The organism is Salinibacterium sp. VpJ6, assembly GCF_059767345.1.
In genome coordinates, this window is record NZ_JBSOQL010000003.1 from 64,584 (window position 1) to 80,371 (window position 15,788).

Here is a 15,788-nt window from a genome sequence, read left to right on the forward strand (position 1 = left end):
TCCCGGTCGTATTTCACCCGTCGTATCCCCGAATTTTGATTCCTGCGCATCCGCGCAGACATCGGTGAGCGACTAGCTCTCCGCCAAGTTATTCATTCTTGGTTGGGGAAAGGAACCCCTAGTAGTGACTGACGTCAACAACCACGCATCGAGCGTGGATTCCCGTACCGCGCTGAGCGCGTTGCGACTGCCCGAGCTTCAAGCTATGGCAGCCGAACGCGGTATCACCGGTACTTCCAAACTTCGCAAAGGAGATCTCGTGGACGCTATCAACGAGAAGAACAACAGCAACAAAGATTCTGCCCCCGCCACTGAAGCGGCTGCCGCTCCTGTGCGTAAGCGTGCTTCGCGCCGCGTTACGAGCACCGATGGCGCCGCTGTCGCTGGCTCCGAAGCTCCCGCAGGCGCTCCGCAGGTAGACAAGAACGCTGCCGCTGCCCAGGCTCCCGCTGCGGATGCCGCAGCAGAGAAGCCCAAGACGGCTAGCCGCAAGAAGAAGACTGACTCAGCGCCCGCCGCCGAGTCGGATGCCGCAGCCGGCTCCGCAGCGTCGATCGACGCCGCAGCATCCACCGAGGCTCCCGCAGCCGACGCCGCGCCGAAGCGCAGCCGTCGCAGCTCCAGCCGCAGCGTTGCAACGGCAGATGGATCAAGCGATGACACCGCTGCATCGGGCGACACCAGTGAAGTGTCCGGCGACGCCAAGGCAACCGACACCGAGGGCATGGCTGCCAAGGGCGCCAACAAGAACAACAAGAGTGACAAGGGCGCGAAGAACGCCGACAACAACTCTGACAACGCCGAGACGAACGGCAACGCTGACAAGAACAGCGACAAGAACAACAGCAACGACAACGACAACGACGGTGACAACGCCGACAACGAGTCGGGTTCGGGCCGCGGACGTAACCGTAACCGCAACCGCAACAACAACAGCCAAAACGGTGAAGGTTCTGGCCGCCAGAACAACAACCGTCGCCAGAACAACAACGGCGAAGGCAACAACAACGGAAACAACGGCGGCGACAGCAACAACGGTGGCAACCGCAACAACCGCAACAACGATGACTCGCGCGGCGGCGACGCTGACTCCGAGCGCGGTGGACGCGGCCGTTACCGTGACCGCAAGCGCGGCCGTGGAAACATGGGCGACGACTTCGAGCCCGAGATCACCGAAGATGACGTACTGATTCCGGTTGCCGGCATCCTCGACGTTCTCGACAACTACGCTTTCGTGCGCACCACCGGTTACCTTCCCGGCAACAGCGATGTTTACGTCTCGCTCGGCCAGGTCAAGAAGTACAACCTCCGCAAGGGTGACGCCGTTGTCGGCGCTATCCGCCAGCCGCGTGAGGGCGACAACAACCAGGGCCGCCAGAAGTACAACGCCATCGTGCGCATCGACTCGATCAACGGCCTTCCCGTTGAAGAGGCAGCAAACCGCGTTGAATTCGGCAAGCTCACCCCGCTGTACCCGCAGGAGCGCCTGCGTCTCGAGACCGAGCCGACCATGCTGTCGACTCGCATCATCGACCTCGCTGCTCCGATCGGTAAGGGCCAGCGCGGCCTGATCGTCTCGCCCCCGAAGGCTGGCAAGACTCAGGTTCTGCAGGCCATCGCGAACGCGATCTCCAAGAACAACCCCGAGGTTCACCTCATGGTCGTTCTCGTCGACGAGCGTCCCGAAGAGGTCACCGACATGCAGCGCACCGTCAAGGGCGAAGTTATTGCTTCGACCTTCGACCGCCCCGCTGAAGACCACACCACCGTCGCTGAACTCGCTATCGAGCGCGCCAAGCGTCTCGTTGAGCTCGGTCACGACGTGGTCGTTCTGCTCGACTCGATCACTCGCCTTGGCCGTGCGTACAACGTGACGGCACCGGCGTCGGGTCGCGTACTGTCGGGTGGCGTCGACTCCGCAGCGCTGTACCCGCCGAAGCGTTTCTTCGGTGCGGCTCGCAACGTTGAAGAGGGTGGCTCGCTCACCATCATTGCTACCGCTCTCGTTGAGACCGGTTCGAAGATGGATGAGGTTATCTTCGAAGAGTTCAAGGGCACTGGCAACATGGAGCTTCGTCTCTCGCGCCAGCTCGCCGACAAGCGCATCTTCCCCGCGGTCGATGTCAACGCATCGGGAACCCGTCGTGAAGAAATGCTGTTGGGCGCTGACGAGGTCAAGGTCACGTGGAACTTGCGCCGTGCACTCGCTGGTCTCGATCAGCAAGCGGCGCTCGAGATCGTGTTGAATAAGCTGAAGGACACGCAGTCGAACGTTGAGTTCCTCATGCAGATCCAGAAGTCGCTTCCCTCCACTACCGGCAACAAAAAAGAGGACTAACAATGTTCGAGTCAGTACAGTCGCTGCTGACCGAGCATGCGGATCTCGAGGGCCAGCTTGCTGACCCCGAGCTCCACTCCGACCCGGTCCGCTCTAAGAAGGTCAACCGACGCTACGCCGAGTTGTCGCGCATTGTCGCGGCATACAACGACTGGCGTCAGCTGACCGACGACCTCGCGGCAGCCACCGAAATGGCTGACGAAGATGAGTCGTTCGCTGAAGAGATCCCCGGTCTCACCGAGACTCTCGAAGCTGCCCAGGAGAAACTGCGCCGCATCCTGATTCCGCGTGACCCCAACGACTCCCGTGACGTGATCATGGAAATCAAGATGGGTGAAGGTGGAGCCGAATCGGCCCTCTTCGCGGGTGACTTGCTGCGGATGTACCTCCACTACGCGGAGTCGAAGAAGTGGAAAACGGAGATCATCGAGCAGACCTCGAGCGACCTCGGCGGCATTAAGGATGTCCAACTCGCCATCAAGGGATCGTCGAGCGATCCTGCTGAGGGCGTCTGGGCGCACTTGAAGTACGAGGGTGGAGTGCACCGTGTTCAGCGCGTGCCCGCCACAGAGTCTCAGGGGCGCATCCACACCTCCGCTGCTGGTGTACTGGTGTTCCCCGAGGTCGACGAGCCTGAAGAGGTCGAGATCAGCCAGAACGATCTCAAGATCGACGTGTATCGCTCCTCGGGTCCTGGTGGCCAGTCGGTGAACACGACGGACTCCGCAGTTCGTATTACTCACCTTCCGACCGGCATCGTCGTGGCTATGCAGAACGAGAAATCGCAACTGCAGAACCGCGAAGCCGGTATGCGAGTGCTTCGTGCGCGCATCTTGGCTCGCTACCAAGAAGAGGCGGATGCCGAAGCGAGTGAGTACCGCAAAAGCCAGATCCGCACGATGGATCGCTCCGAGCGCATTCGCACGTACAACTTCCCCGAAAACCGCATTGCTGATCACCGCACGGGATACAAGGCCTACAACCTTGACCAGGCGATCAATGGTGCGCTTGAGCCCGTCATCCAGTCGTGCATTATTGCCGACGAAGAGGCGCGTTTGGCTGAAGTAGGAAACGACTCCTGAACGAGGTAGCTCCCGTTTCACACGACTGCAGTGTCGCTGACCTTCTGGCCAGCGGCACTGAGTTGTTGAACGGCGGGGGAGTGCCCACTCCCGAGGTTGATGCCGAGCTGCTTCTGGCTCACGTTCTTGAGCTGGGGCGTGGTGAGCTTCGTGTTCGCGTCGTCACCGGTGCCACCGTGCCCGCAGGAAAAGCGGCGCACGCTCATGAACTTTTTGCGCGCCGTGCTGCCCGCGAGCCCCTGCAGCACATCACAGGAATGGCGCCCTTCCGCAACCTAGAACTAAGCGTGGGCCCGGGCGTTTTCGTTCCTCGCCCCGAGACCGAAACGGTCGTGCAGTTCGCGATCGACGCCCTCAACGCCAGCGCGACTCCCGAACCTATTGGTGTTGACCTGGGCACGGGTAGTGGCGCTATCGCTCTGGCCATGGCCACCGAGGTCACGCGCGCTCGCATCTTTGCGGTCGAGCTCTCGCCCGACGCAATGCCTTACACGAGTGAGAACTTTCGCCGCTATGGCGAGCCGAACGCAACACTGATCAACGCTGACCTGGGCGATGCTTTTCCCGAACTCAACGGCACCGTTGACGTCGTGATTTCCAATCCGCCGTATATCCCGGCCGCTGCGATCCCGCGCGACATCGAAGTTCAGCTTCATGACCCCGCTCTGGCGCTCTACGGGGGAGAAGACGGCATGGATGTCGTACGCCGCGTGTCGACGACCGCGCGCCGTTTGCTCCACGACGGTGGCACTCTCGTACTCGAGCACGGCGAAGAACAAGCTCCGGCCCTTGCCGCGCTGCTCACGGCGGACGGTTGGAGAGCCGTAGCTCACCACAAAGACCTTCTCGGTCGCGACCGCGTGACCACGGCTCTGCTCTAAGCCGGCGTTCGATCCGTCCGCAAAACGTGCAAGGCGCAACTTGCGACGTGCAACGTGCGACGTGCAAGTTGCTAGGTGCGAGCGGCTGCAAAATCTTCGATCGCGGCATGCATGCCGGCGCACGTGCGAAACTCGTGCCCGGTAATGCCGAGGCTCTGGGCTGCGGCAACATTTTCGGGCATGTCATCGGCAAAGAACGCGTTCTCGGGTGCGACGCCGTACGCCTCGAGCGCTCGTTCAAACACGACCGGATTGGGCTTACGGGCGCGGTAGTGGCTTGAGGTCCGCAGGTGATCGCCGAAGATCTCGACAAGTTCGGGGGCGACGGTGGCGAGGTGGTCACCGAGGAGTGCTCCGTTGTTGGTCAACAGGGTCGCTTGGCCGAGTTCTGCGGCGCGGCGGGCGGCCGCGAGCGAATCGGGCCACGGCGTCATCGCTGCCGCTCGAATCTCTAGCCAGCTGGTGAGATCCACGCGCTGGCCGATGGCTTCTTCGAAGGCGGCAAGGTATTCCTCGCCGGTGGCGTAGAGGCCGGCTTCGGCGCCAAATTCGCCGTCGTCGTGCCACCAGCGGCGGCGCAGTTCGAGAAAGCTGAGGCCCGTGAGCTCGCTCATTGCGGCCATCCGCGCACGCCAGTCGTAGTCGTAGAGCACGTCATCCATGTCAAAGATGAAAAGCAGCGTCATTGTTTGCCATCGCTATCTGTTAGTCGTGATCAGTCTTTCACTGTTTCTCCCGGTACCATGTTGGGGACATGGATGACCTTTACGAGTGCGCCGACGAAGCCCAACTCCTCACCGGTATGAGAATGGCGCGTGTGGCGATTGGCCGTGGCGACCTCGTCGTCATTCCCACCGATACCGTTTACGGCGTTGCGGCAGACGCTTTTCAGCCAGATGCGGTGCAGAAACTTATTGATGCCAAGGGGCGCACTCGGCAGTCGCCTCCTCCGGTGCTCATCCCCGGCATCCCCACGCTTGATGCTCTCGCGGCGACGGTGCCCGACGAAGTGCGCACGCTCGTGGCCGAGTTCTGGCCCGGTGGCCTCACCATCATTCTTCCCGCCCAGCCCTCGCTGAGCTGGGACCTGGGGGAGACCCAGGGCACGGTTGCTTTGCGGATGCCGTCGAACCGTATTGCCCTCGAACTCCTGTCAGAGACGGGACCGCTCGCGGTCTCGAGCGCTAACAGCACCGGTCTGCCTGCCGCTCGCACGGCTGAGGCAGCTCACGAGATGCTGGGGGACTCCGTTTCGGTGTACCTGAGCGACGGTGAGGGCGGCGAGCTCGCGTCGACCATCGTGGATGCCACGGGTCTGCTCGTTGAGGGTGGCAAGCTGCGCATCGTGCGCGAAGGCGTCATTTCGGCCGACGCTATTCGCGATCTGATCGGGGCCGATCTGTGCGAATAATATTCTACTTCCTCATCGCGGGCATCGCCGCGATGGTCACCTACGCGCTATCGCTGGTGGTGCTCAAGGTGGCGCTCAAGTACAAGCTTTATCCGCAGGTGCGTCAACGCGACGTGCATTCGCGGCCCACTCCGCGCCTGGGCGGCGTTGCCATGTTCTTCGGCGTGGTTGCGGCGTTCGCCGTGGCCTCCAGTTTCAGCAACTTCTCGCTCATCTTCAATGAGCCGGGCAAGGTCTTTGGTCTTCTCGGCGCTGCCCTGATCATTGTGATCATCGGTGTCGCCGACGATATCTGGGATCTTGATTGGCTCACGAAGTTGGCTGGGCAGATCATCGCAGCGGGTGTCTTGGCGTGGCAGGGCGTTCAGCTCTCTACCCTTCCCATTGGCGGCCAGACGATTGTCTCGCCGTACGTCTCGTTGATTCTCACGGTCTTCGCTGTCGTCCTCGTAATGAACGCGGTTAACTTCATCGACGGCCTCGATGGCTTGGTCGCGGGCGTCGCGGTCATCGCCAATGGTGTCTTCTTCATCTACGCCTACTTGTTGCAGGGGCAAGCGCAGACCGAGTACTTCAACCTCGCCTCGCTGACGACCGCAATCCTTATTGGAGCCTGCGTCGGCTTCCTGCCGCTCAACTTCCATCCGGCCAAGATGTTCATGGGGGATGCCGGAGCACTGTTGGTTGGCCTCCTCATGGCCGCGTCTGCCATTTCGGTCACCGGTCAAGTGGATGCCGGCTACCTCGCCCAGCCCGACAAGTTCACGCTCGATTTCCTCCCGGCCTTCATTCCCATCCTGTTGCCGATCGCAGTGCTCATCATCCCGCTGCTTGACTTCGGGTTGGCGATCATCCGCCGTCTCCGTGCGGGCAAGTCGCCGTTCACCGCAGACCGTAAGCACTTGCATCACCGCCTGCTCGATATGGGACATTCGCACTTGCACGCCGTGCTGATCCTCTACAGCTGGACCTTCGTCGCGTCCGTAGGCGTTCTCGCCTTCACGTTCGTGCCGTGGCGCTGGGCGGCGCTGATGTTCGTCGCCGGCCTAGCCGTGTGCGCAGCAATTACCCTCGCGCCTTTGAGCCGTCGTAAGTCCCGCGAAGTTGCCGCTCAACGACTCGCAGCAGAGCAAGAGTCCATCGAAGACGCACGCTTCGACGGTCTGGATGCCGCCTCCAACACCCCCGATTCTCTCCACACAAAGGAACCCACCGAATGAAGTCCTCAGCAATCCTCGGCCGCGCGATCGCTTACGGAGCGATCCTGACCGTCAGCATCGCGGTCGTCGGTTCCATCATTGGCTATCTCGTAGCGGGAACCTCGGGAATGATTAGCGCCCTCATCGGTGCCGGTCTCACCGCACTCTTCATGGGCCTCACGGCCGGCAGCATCGTCATCGCTTCGCGCGCGAGCGGCGGAGACTCCTCAAGCACGATCTTCTTTGCCGTTGTTCTCGGCGCGTGGCTCATGAAGTTCGTTGTCTTCATTGCGATCCTCGTGATCCTGCGTAACCAGCCGTTCCTCGAGCCCGTCGTATTCTTCTTCGCGATGCTCGCTGCAGTGTTGGGAAGCCTCGTTGTTGACGTGCTTGCGTTCGTGCGAGCCCGCGAAAGTTACGTGCCTGGAGTGCAGTTGCCAGGTGAAGATACCTCGACGTCAAACTAATCTCGCGGATTCGCTTTCAGATTCGTCGTGAGCGTAATTCTCTTGATACAGTTGATCCTGCTACAAACCCCCATCTTTCATCGCCGCGTAGTTACACGCCCCGATTCTGGAGACAGCGCTGTTATATAACGCTCTCGCGCTCATTGCGCCCTTTGCCACCGATGACGGATCAGGCGACGGGGGCTTTCATGGCCCCTCGCTAATCGAGTTTGTCCCGCCCGGATTCCTTTTCGAAGGAACGCCCTTTGAGATCAACCGCATCATGATGGTGCGCTTCATCGCCGTCGCTGTTTTGGTCCTGCTGTTCTGGTTGGGCACGCGACGTATGAGCATGATCCCTGGCCGCGGCCAGAGCCTGCTGGAGATGGCGGTCGGATTCGTTCGCTCGAACATCGCTGAAGGCGCATTGGGTAAGGAAGACGGCAAGCGCTTCATGCCGCTCCTCGCCACCATGTTCTTCATGGTGCTGGCGATGAATATAACCGGCATCGTGCCGGGATTGAACATCGCAGGTACCTCCGTAATCGGTGTCCCGCTCGTCTTGGCGCTAGTCGCTTATGTCGTGTTCATTTACGCGGGAATCAAGAAGCAGGGCTTCAACTTCTTCAAGGCTTCGCTCTTCCCCGCCGGTGTGCCGTGGCCGCTGTACTTCATCGTTACTCCGATCGAGTTCGTCTCCACGTTCATCCTTCGCCCGGTAACTCTCGCCCTGCGTCTTCTCATGAACATGATCGCGGGCCACATGCTGCTCGTGCTCTGCTTCTCGGCAACGCACTTCTTCCTGTTCACTGCTGGCGGCCTCTTCGGTCTGTTCAGCGTTGGCACCCTCGCCTTTGGCTTCATCTTCACAATCTTCGAACTACTTGTTGCGGTACTTCAGGCTTATGTCTTCACATTCCTGACCGCCGTATACATCCAGCTCGCGCTGGTCGAAGAGCACTAGACCGATCCCGGCACTCGCCTGGATTAGAAAACCACGGAAGGAAACACAAATGAACGTCGCAGAGCTGACTGGAAACATTGCACCCCTCGCATTCGGTGTTGCAACCATCGGACCCGCCATCGGTGTAGGCATCGTCGTAGGAAAAACCGTTGAGTCGGTTGCACGCCAGCCCGAACTTCAGGGTCGCCTCACGGGCCTCATGTTCCTCGGTATTGCATTCACCGAAGCGCTCGCATTCATCGCGATCGCCGTAGCATTCATCCCGTTCCCGTAACCACTAACTAACTGAGGAGGCTGGGATGCATAGCGCACTACTGGCTGCTGCTGAAGAGGGCGATGTTATTAACCCGCTCCTTCCCGCAGATTACGACATCATTTGGTCAGCGGTTTGCTTCGCTATCATCTTGTTCTTCTTCTGGAAGAAGTTCCTTCCAGCACTGACGAAGACGCTTGATGCTCGCGCTGAGGCCATCGAAGGTGGCATCAAGAAGGCCGAGATCGCTCAGGCTGAAGCGGCTACTGCTCTCGAGCAGTACAAGACGCAGCTCGCTGAAGGTCGTGCCGAAGCCGCGAAGATCCGCGAACAGGCTCGTCTTGAGGGAACCGCCATCGTCAACGAGCTCAAGGAGCAGGCGACGGTCGAAGCCGCTCGCATCACTGCGAACGCTCAAGCAACGATCGAAGCAGAACGCCAGGCGGCACTCGTCTCGCTCCGCAGCGAGGTTGGCTCAATGGCCATCGACCTCGCATCGGGCGTTATCGGGCAGAGCCTGACGGATGACAAGAAGTCGTCGGCACTCGTCGACCAGTTCTTGGCTGACCTCGAGGCATCAGAGAAGGCAAAGGCGAAGAAGTAATGGGATCAGCTACGAGAGAAGCGCTTGTTGCAGCGAAGGATGCACTCGCATCCGTCACTGCCAAGAACTCTCTGGCCACGGGCGCAGAGCTGTTCAAAGCAGGACGCGTAGTGGGCGACTCCGCTCAGCTTCGTGCTGTTTTGGCTGACCCTGCCGTCGACGCGAAAGACAAGGCCGCAACAGTCGGCTCGGTTTTCTCGTCGCTGAGCGCCTCAACGCGCACCGTACTTTCAGCCATCGTGAGCGCTCGCTGGTCGAGCGCTGACGACTTGCTCGCAGGAATCGAAGAGGTCGGCATTCGTGCGATCGCTAAGTCGGCTCCGGCAAAGCTCGCGATCGAAGACGAACTCTTCGCTTTCGGTACCACCGTCGCGTCAGACGCACAGCTCGAACTTGCTGTTGGCAGCAAGCTCGGTTCGGCTGCTGCGAAGTCGAAGCTCGTTGGTTCCTTGCTCAAGGGCAAGGCATCGGAGCAGACGGCGCTGATCGTTGATCACCTCGTTCAGCAGCCCCGCGGGCGTCGCATCGGGGAACTCGTTTCCACGGCCGCTGACATCGTTGCGGACCAGGCAGGCAAGGCCGTCGCAACCATTACGACCGCCGCACCGCTCAAGGCAGCACAGCTTGAGCGCCTGCGCGCAGGACTTGCCAGCAACTACGGACGCGAGCTCAAGCTCAACGTTCGTCTCGACCCCTCGATTATCGGTGGGGTTCGCGTGCAGATCGGTGACGAAGTTATCGACGGCAGCGTTTCCACCAAGCTCAACGACCTCAGGATCCAACTCGCAGGCTAGCGAGTTAGCAGAACTTTCCACGGAATAGGAAAACACAATGGCAGAACTCAGCATTAGTCCGGACGAGATCCGCGACGCGCTCAAGGACTTCGTCAAGGCTTACGAGCCCGGCAAGGCCGCGACCACCGAAACCGGAACGGTCATCGACGCGTCCGACGGCATCGCCCACGTCGAGGGGCTCCCCGGCGTTATGGCCAACGAGCTCATCCGCTTCGCTGATGGAACTCTGGGCCTCGCTCAGAACCTCGACGAAGACGAGATCGGTGTTGTTGTTCTCGGTGAGTTCACCGGCATCGTTGAAGGTATGGAAGTTACTCGCACTGGCGAAGTTCTTTCCTCGCCCGTCGGTGACGCATTCCTCGGCCGTGTAGTCGACCCGCTGGGTAACCCCATCGATGGTCTCGGCGACATCAAGGCAGAAGGCCGCCGCGCCCTTGAGCTCCAGGCTCCTGGCGTTATGGCCCGTAAGAGCGTGCACGAGCCCATGCAGACCGGAATCAAGGCAATCGACGCCATGATCCCGATCGGCCGTGGCCAGCGCCAGCTGATCATTGGTGACCGCCAGACGGGTAAGACCGCCATCGCGATCGACACCATCATCAACCAGAAGGACAACTGGGAGTCGGGCGACGAGAACAAGCAGGTTCGCTGCATCTACGTTGCTATCGGTCAAAAGGGTTCCACGATCGCTGCCGTCAAGGGCGCGCTCGAAGACGCCGGCGCCATGGAGTACACCACCATCGTGGCTGCTCCCGCATCCGACCCCGCAGGTTTCAAGTACCTTGCTCCCTACACCGGTTCGGCCATCGGCCAGCACTGGATGTACGGCGGCAAGCACGTACTGATCATCTTCGATGACCTCTCCAAGCAGGCTGAGGCCTACCGTGCCGTATCGCTGCTCCTGCGCCGTCCGCCAGGGCGCGAGGCATACCCCGGTGACGTGTTCTACCTGCACTCCCGTCTGCTCGAGCGTTGCGCCAAGCTCTCCGACGAACTGGGTGCCGGTTCGATGACCGGTCTTCCGATCATCGAGACCAAGGCAAACGACGTTGCTGCCTACATTCCGACCAACGTGATCTCGATCACCGACGGCCAGATCTTCTTGCAGTCCGACCTCTTCAACGCCAACCAGCGCCCCGCTGTTGACGTGGGAATCTCGGTCTCGCGAGTCGGTGGTGACGCTCAGGTCAAGTCGATCAAGAAGGTTTCAGGAACCCTGAAGCTGGAATTGGCTCAGTACCGTTCGCTCGAGGCATTCGCGATGTTCGCATCCGACCTCGACGCAACGAGCCGTCGCCAGCTTGCTCGAGGCGCACGCCTCACCGAGCTGCTGCGCCAGCCGCAGTACTCGCCGTTCCCCGTCGAGAACCAGGTCGTTTCGATCTGGGCTGGCACCAACGGCAAGCTCGATGAAGTTCCCGTCGAAGACGTACTTCGTTTCGAAAGTGAACTCCACGACTACCTCGCACGCAACACGAAGGTGCTCGACACCCTCCGCGAGAAGAACGCACTCGATGACCAGCTGATCGCTGACATGGATGCCGGAGTCGAAGCCTTCAAGCTGGGCTTCCAGACGGGTGAGGGCAAGTCGCTCAACTCCGTCGGCACCGAGGAGTTCGACGAGATCGCTGAAGAAGACATCGCTCAAGAGCAGATCGTCAAGCAGAAGCGCTGAGCTTCGCACCAGTGATCATCGACCAACACGACATAGAAAGTTAGAAAGCCATGGGAGCGCAACTTCGGGTCTACCGGCAGAAAATTAGTTCTGCCAAGACGACCAAGAAGATCACACGCGCGATGGAGCTGATCTCCGCGTCGCGCATTCAAAAGGCGAAACAGCGGGTTGCTGCATCGGGCCCGTACTCACGCGCGGTAACGCGTGCCGTTTCGGCGGTGGCGACTTTCTCGAACGTCGATCACGTGCTCACAACGGAGCCAGAGAAAGTCGAGCGCGCTGCGGTCGTCATCTTCTCGAGCGACCGCGGCCTCGCAGGAGCGTTCAACTCGAACGTTCTTCGCGAAGCTGGTGAACTTGCTGCTCGCCTCGAGGGTGAAGGTAAAGAAGTTGTTTACTACCTCGTCGGCCGCAAGGCTGCCGGGTACTTCGCCTTCCGCAAGCGTGATGCCGAGCAGATTTGGACCGGTGGAACTGATTCCCCCGAGTTCGAAATTGCTAAGGAGATCGGTGACGCGGTTGTCAGCAAGTTCCTGCAGCCTGCCAGCGAGGGCGGCGTAGACGAGATTCACATCGTTTACAACCGTCTGGTCAGCATGCTTCTGCAGGTTCCTGAGGTTGTGCGTCTGCTCCCACTGGAGATCGTCGAAGGTGTAGAAGCTCCGGATGAGAAGGATGTTCTCCCTCTTTACGAGTTCGAACCTGAGGTCGACAAGGTGCTTGACGCCTTGCTGCCGGTCTACATCGAGAGCCGTATCTTCAACGCCATGCTTCAGTCTGCTGCTGCAAAGCACGCCGCAACGCAGAAGGCAATGAAGTCTGCAAGCGACAACGCAGACAAGCTCATCAACGACTACACGCGCCTCGCAAACAACGCGCGCCAGTCTGAGATCACCCAGCAGATTTCCGAGATCGTGGGCGGCGCGGACGCCCTGAGCTCGGCTAAGTAAGAACCATAGATAGGGAAGCCATGACTGAAAAAGCCCCGGCCAAGAAGGCCCCAGCCAAAAAGACGCCAGCAAAGAAGGCGCCTGCGAAGAAGGCAGCTGCCGCTGCTGTTGTCGCCGGCGTTGGACGCATCGCACGTGTAACCGGTCCCGTTGTGGACGTCGAGTTCCCGCACGATTCGATCCCCGGTATCTACAACGCTCTCAAGACCAACGTTTCGATCGGTGGCGAGACCACCGAGATCACACTCGAGGTTGCTCAGCACCTCGGAGACGACGTTGTTCGTGCCATCGCACTCAAGCCGACTGACGGACTTGTCCGCGGCCAGGAAGTCCGCGACACGGGCGAGCAGATCACTGTTCCCGTTGGTGACATCACCAAGGGCAAGGTCTTCAGCGTTACCGGAGAAATCCTGAACGCGGATGCCGATGGCAAGGTCAACGGCGAAACGATCGAGATCACCGAGCGCTGGCCTATCCACCGCAAGCCCCCGGCATTCGACCAGCTCGAGTCGAAGACCGAGCTCTTCGAAACCGGTATCAAGGTCATCGACCTTCTCACCCCGTATGTACAGGGTGGAAAGATCGGACTGTTCGGTGGTGCCGGTGTCGGTAAGACCGTTTTGATCCAAGAAATGATCCAGCGTGTAGCTCAGGACCACGGTGGAGTTTCCGTATTCGCCGGTGTTGGTGAGCGTACCCGTGAAGGTAACGACCTCATCGCTGAAATGGACGAGGCAGGTGTCTTCGATAAGACGGCCCTAGTCTTCGGCCAGATGGATGAGCCGCCAGGAACGCGTCTTCGCGTCGCCCTCTCGGCGCTGACCATGGCTGAGTACTTCCGCGACGTGCAGAAGCAAGACGTGTTGCTCTTCATCGACAACATCTTCCGCTTTACGCAGGCCGGTTCCGAGGTTTCGACCCTTCTAGGCCGTATGCCTTCCGCCGTGGGTTACCAGCCGAACCTCGCCGACGAGATGGGTATCCTTCAGGAGCGCATCACCTCGACCCGTGGACACTCGATTACGTCGCTGCAGGCAATTTACGTTCCTGCCGATGACTACACCGACCCCGCGCCGGCAACGACCTTCGCCCACCTCGACGCCACGACTGAGCTCAGCCGTGAAATCGCATCGAAGGGTCTGTACCCGGCCGTTGACCCGCTCACCTCGACGAGTCGTATCCTCGACCCCCGTTACCTAGGTGCCGACCACTACCGCGTTGCTACTGACGTGAAGCAGATTCTGCAGAAGAACAAGGAACTCCAGGAGATCATCGCGATCCTCGGTGTTGACGAGCTCTCTGAAGAAGACAAGATCACGGTATCGCGTGCACGTCGTATCCAGCAGTTCCTCTCGCAGAACACCTACATGGCGAAGAAGTTCACCGGTGTTGAGGGATCGACTGTTCCGCTCAAGGACACCATCGAGTCGTTCGACGCGATCGTCAAGGGCGAATTCGACCACGTTGCTGAGCAGGCGTTCTTCAACGTCGGTGGAATCAACGACGTCGAAGAGCAGTGGGCCAAGATCCAGAAAGAGAACTCCTAACAATGGCAGTTCTCGCAGTGAGCGTTGTCTCCGCCGACCAGGAACTCTGGTCGGGGGAGGCAACCCAGCTCATCGCTCGTACCACCGAAGGTGAAATCGGAATTCTCCCGGGTCACGAACCGCTTCTGGCGATTCTGGCCAAAGGTGAGGTCCGTGTTTCAACCGCAGACGGCCAGACGGTGACCGCAATTGCGGACAACGGCTTCCTCTCGGTTGAGAACAACACCGTCACCGTGGTGGCGAGCACCGCAGAACTGGTTTAGTTTTCAATCATGCTTATAGCGATGGCCGGGTTGCCGGGTGCAGGAAAATCGACTCTCGCAGAGGTCGTGGGTGCCCGGCGCAAGACCACCGTGTTGTCTGTCGACCAGATAGAGACAGCGATTCTGAAGGCCGGCATCAGTGCCGGACAACCGACAGGACTCGCTGCCTATCTGGTGGCAGAGACTCTCGCCGAATCCGTGCTGATGAACGACAACGACATCATCATCGATGCTGTCAACGCCGTGGATCCAGCGCGCGAGCAGTGGGTCAACCTAGCCGAGCGCACCGGCTCGGGCATCCGCTTCATTGAAGTTGTCTGTTCTGACGAAGAACTTCACAAAGAACGCCTCGTAGAGCGCGCTGCTAAGCGTGAGCTTGCGGGTGCGCCAGACCGCGATGCTGTCGAGCAAAGCGTTGAAGAGTATTCCCCGTGGAGCGGAGTGAGCGGCGCAGTAGCCCGTATCACCCTCGACTCTGCCGGACCCATCGGCGTCAACGTCGAACGGGCATCCGCGTTCCTTGACGCGTGATCGTTCTCCTTCCTCCCTCCGAAACTAAGCGTGACGGGGGAGATCAGAGTGCCGTGCTCGACTGGGATCGCCTCTCGTTTCCCGAGCTCACTCAGCCACGGCAAGCCGTAGTATCTGCGGTTTCAGAGCTGGCCGGGGACACCGAAGCCGCTCAGCGCGCCCTCGGCATCAGCGCGAAACAGCTTTTCGAAGTGGAGCGCAACCGCACGCTGGCCACGGCGCCGGTAATGCCAGCCCTCGAACGCTATACCGGCGTGCTATTCGACGGTTTGGATGCCGCAACCATGACCACTGATGAGCGCTCGTTCGCCCACGCGACTGTGGTCGTGCATTCTGCTCTGTTCGGCCCGATCGGCGCCGGCGATCCCATTCCCGCGTACCGTCTCTCTCATAACTCCAAAGTCCCCGGGCTGCCATTGAAGAAGCATTGGCGTGCTCCGGCATCCGACGCTCTTGCGGGTCTCGGAGGGCTCCAGCTAGACCTCCGCTCCGAAGCGTACGCACAGTTGGGCGCGGCAGGAGAGAACAGCGCCTACCTGCGAGTGGTGACGGCGGGTGCAGATGGCAAGCGTGTGGCGTTGAGTCACTTCAACAAGAAGTCCAAAGGACTCTTCACTCGTGCTCTCGTGCGGGCGGGGATTCGCCATTCAACGGTCGACTCGCTTCTCGAGTGGGCAAACGGTGCCGGCTTCCAGCTGGAAAACGGAGCGCCGGGCGAACTCGACCTGGTCGTCGAGAACGCCTAGCAACGCCACCGAGCCCGTGCTGCAGGCCCGTGCTGCTGGCCTGTGAGCGGCAACGCCGCTGAGTCGGGGCTTGCCGACCCACAGACCGCGGCTGCTGGCCCGCG

The 15,788-nt window shown here is 60.3% G+C and carries 17 protein-coding genes; 16 read left to right on the forward strand and 1 reads right to left on the reverse strand.

The genetic code is table 11. From position 1 onward, the window contains the following. Positions 1-124: 124 nt before the first annotated feature. From rho to prmC, 3 genes are read left to right on the forward strand one after another with little or no spacing between them, the layout of a single operon-like run. Positions 125-2,338 (forward strand): transcription termination factor Rho, encoded by a 2,214-nt coding sequence (rho, locus tag ACWTV1_RS11115; protein ID WP_498505383.1) that lies wholly within the window; start codon positions 125-127, stop codon positions 2,336-2,338. A gap of 2 nt (positions 2,339-2,340) precedes the next feature. Then, positions 2,341-3,420, forward strand: coding sequence for a peptide chain release factor 1 (gene prfA, locus ACWTV1_RS11120; RefSeq protein WP_100389965.1), 1,080 nt, complete (start codon positions 2,341-2,343; stop codon positions 3,418-3,420). Positions 3,421-3,464: 44 nt separating this feature from the next. Next, a complete protein-coding gene (gene prmC, locus ACWTV1_RS11125) occupies positions 3,465-4,301 on the forward strand; it encodes a peptide chain release factor N(5)-glutamine methyltransferase (RefSeq protein WP_498505489.1) in 837 nt (278 codons plus the stop codon). Positions 4,302-4,372: 71 nt separating this feature from the next. Here the strand turns inward: prmC and ACWTV1_RS11130 are convergent, their stop codons facing one another. Continuing rightward, the gene (locus ACWTV1_RS11130) at positions 4,373-4,987 is read right to left on the reverse strand and encodes an HAD-IA family hydrolase (RefSeq protein ID WP_498505384.1); all 615 of its coding nucleotides are present in this window, start codon (positions 4,985-4,987) and stop codon (positions 4,373-4,375) included. 68 nt (positions 4,988-5,055) lie between these two features. Here ACWTV1_RS11130 and ACWTV1_RS11135 point away from each other — a divergent pair, with 68 nt between their 5' ends. From ACWTV1_RS11135 to ACWTV1_RS11195, 13 genes are all read left to right on the forward strand, one after another. Next, positions 5,056-5,712 carry an L-threonylcarbamoyladenylate synthase gene (locus ACWTV1_RS11135; RefSeq protein WP_498505385.1) on the forward strand — a complete coding sequence of 219 codons (657 nt, stop codon included), beginning with the start codon at positions 5,056-5,058 and terminating at the stop codon, positions 5,710-5,712. Beyond that, entirely contained in the window at positions 5,709-6,932 is a 1,224-nt protein-coding gene (locus ACWTV1_RS11140; protein ID WP_498505490.1) for an MraY family glycosyltransferase, read from the forward strand. Before ACWTV1_RS11135 ends, ACWTV1_RS11140 begins: the two co-directional genes overlap by 4 nt. After that, the gene (locus tag ACWTV1_RS11145; RefSeq protein WP_498505386.1) at positions 6,929-7,378 is read left to right on the forward strand and encodes a Cg1360 family ATP-synthase-associated protein; all 450 of its coding nucleotides are present in this window, start codon (positions 6,929-6,931) and stop codon (positions 7,376-7,378) included. Before ACWTV1_RS11140 ends, ACWTV1_RS11145 begins: the two co-directional genes overlap by 4 nt. 142 nt (positions 7,379-7,520) lie before the next feature. Next, positions 7,521-8,321: a F0F1 ATP synthase subunit A gene (gene atpB, locus ACWTV1_RS11150; RefSeq protein WP_498505491.1), complete on the forward strand. Its 801-nt coding sequence runs from the start codon at positions 7,521-7,523 to the stop codon at positions 8,319-8,321. Positions 8,322-8,370: 49 nt separating this feature from the next. Beyond that, entirely contained in the window at positions 8,371-8,595 is a 225-nt protein-coding gene (gene atpE, locus ACWTV1_RS11155; protein ID WP_129071100.1) for an ATP synthase F0 subunit C, read from the forward strand. 25 nt (positions 8,596-8,620) lie between these two features. After that, complete coding sequence (locus ACWTV1_RS11160) at positions 8,621-9,178, forward strand: F0F1 ATP synthase subunit B (RefSeq protein WP_341620778.1); 558 nt, start codon at positions 8,621-8,623, stop codon at positions 9,176-9,178. Continuing rightward, entirely contained in the window at positions 9,178-9,972 is a 795-nt protein-coding gene (locus ACWTV1_RS11165) for a F0F1 ATP synthase subunit delta (protein WP_498505387.1), read from the forward strand. The genes ACWTV1_RS11160 and ACWTV1_RS11165 overlap by 1 nt, the downstream gene beginning before the upstream one ends. A 37-nt stretch (positions 9,973-10,009) precedes the next feature. Then, on the forward strand, positions 10,010-11,647 hold the full coding sequence (atpA, locus tag ACWTV1_RS11170; protein ID WP_498478686.1) for a F0F1 ATP synthase subunit alpha: 1,638 nt from the start codon (positions 10,010-10,012) through the stop codon (positions 11,645-11,647). 50 nt (positions 11,648-11,697) lie between these two features. Beyond that, positions 11,698-12,597, forward strand: coding sequence for a F0F1 ATP synthase subunit gamma (locus tag ACWTV1_RS11175; RefSeq protein ID WP_100389978.1), 900 nt, complete (start codon positions 11,698-11,700; stop codon positions 12,595-12,597). A gap of 20 nt (positions 12,598-12,617) precedes the next feature. Beyond that, on the forward strand, positions 12,618-14,144 hold the full coding sequence (gene atpD, locus ACWTV1_RS11180; RefSeq protein WP_229820453.1) for a F0F1 ATP synthase subunit beta: 1,527 nt from the start codon (positions 12,618-12,620) through the stop codon (positions 14,142-14,144). 2 nt (positions 14,145-14,146) lie between these two features. Continuing rightward, complete coding sequence (locus tag ACWTV1_RS11185; protein ID WP_100389979.1) at positions 14,147-14,407, forward strand: F0F1 ATP synthase subunit epsilon; 261 nt, start codon at positions 14,147-14,149, stop codon at positions 14,405-14,407. 9 nt (positions 14,408-14,416) lie between these two features. Further along, positions 14,417-14,938, forward strand: a complete 522-nt coding sequence (locus ACWTV1_RS11190; protein ID WP_100389980.1) for a P-loop nucleotide/nucleoside kinase family protein — start codon at positions 14,417-14,419, stop codon at positions 14,936-14,938. After that, the gene (locus ACWTV1_RS11195; protein ID WP_498505388.1) at positions 14,935-15,684 is read left to right on the forward strand and encodes a YaaA family protein; all 750 of its coding nucleotides are present in this window, start codon (positions 14,935-14,937) and stop codon (positions 15,682-15,684) included. The genes ACWTV1_RS11190 and ACWTV1_RS11195 overlap by 4 nt, the downstream gene beginning before the upstream one ends. Positions 15,685-15,788: the final 104 nt, after the last annotated feature.